1 protein-coding gene and 1 tRNA gene are annotated in these 1329 nt (G+C 46.2%); both read left to right on the top strand.

Annotated features, from left to right (window positions below; translation table 11 throughout):
- Positions 1–335 precede the first annotated feature (335 nt).
- Positions 336–411: transfer RNA gene (locus BZG79_RS15650), tRNA-Ile, on the top strand.
- A 692-nt stretch (positions 412–1103) separates the two neighbouring features.
- A partial coding sequence (locus BZG79_RS15645) for a hypothetical protein (protein WP_199878074.1) occupies positions 1104–1329 on the top strand: 226 nt, incomplete at its 3' end.

Genomic DNA, 1329 nt, shown 5'->3' with positions numbered 1-1329 from the left:
TAATTATTCTCTGATAGTAAAGTGCGTGTCAACAAGATGCAAGCGACAAAACCGAGCGTAAAGGCCATCAATTAATCATTAACACACCGTTTTGAAGGTTTTCTGACCGCAGGAGGGGTTAATCAAGCACTGACTCTGAGCGTACTGATGACAACAGCGAAGACCCCGCCATGCAGTAAGTGGTGTCACAGAACTCAGTAAGTAAAGCATGAGTGCCGTCACACTGGCGGCGCTTGTTTTGCCACCACTGCGCTAAGTGCTCAAAAACCATACTGAATTGACCCCCCTTACAACTAGACACCCTGTTTGCCTTCCCCTATAATCCCAATCCACTCGGCCCCTTAGCTCAGTGGTTAGAGCAGTCGACTCATAATCGATTGGTCCCCAGTTCAAGTCTGGGAGGGGCCACCAGTTATAGCAAGGCGTAGCAGGTTAGTACCTACTACGCCTTTTTTGTACCTGCCGATTTTTAGTCAAACACTTAGTCAAACAAGGAACGGGTACAACGCCCGTTTTCGCATTAGAAAAAATCAGCGGAGTAACTCTGATAGATGCTCAACACTCCAATCCTGCTAGCAGTCCTCTTTCCACTTGCTTATACAAACGCCCACCAAAACGACTAACCCCCTGTGCCCTAGGTAACTTCTTGTACCCATCTCACAAAATATGGCTTATCTAACACTTTGGACAATAGCGCACGAAAACCAAAACAGCCCTTGATACACTAGCTTCAAATCTACCAACTCGATGGCGTGTTAGGTGCCGACAACTGATCGGCGGTAGCATGGCTAAAGACTGGATGCTTAACCCGCTTATCGGCTAGAGACACCCAAAAGCGTGTACGTTTATCCATGACAGATTCACACTATCCCAGAACGGATGACAAAAAGAGTCGATAAGTCATGCGTTTACAGATTCACGCTTGGGGATAGTGTGAATACCAGAATAGAGATAGGCGGCATGCATACATTCGTGGAAAGCAGTATTGATTAAAGATGGAAAGTCCTGATAGGAACAGTCGATTAGGTAGAAAATGGTGCGGATAACGATTTTGGGAAATCGAGTATGCACACTAATGCAATGTTAAATTATAAGGAATGACCATGATTCGATTGAGAATGTTGATGGTGGCTCTGTTTATTGTCATGGTCACCCCTTTGCAGGCAGAGGATGCTACATCACCGAAAGTTGATGCGGCTGAGAGATATATGAGGGTTGCGAATCTCGGTGCAATCTGGGAAAGCATGGTCTCCGAGCATGCAGCTACCTTGCCTGAGCCGGATCGCACGGAATATCTCCAGAGCCCACAAAGTAAAATCAATGTAGAGA

The sequence above is a fragment of the Salinivibrio sp. MA427 genome (assembly GCF_001996115.1).
Taxonomy (GTDB): domain Bacteria; phylum Pseudomonadota; class Gammaproteobacteria; order Enterobacterales; family Vibrionaceae; genus Salinivibrio; species Salinivibrio costicola.
Note: the sequence above shows the minus strand (reverse complement) of the source record. Positions and strands in the feature narration are given on the sequence as shown.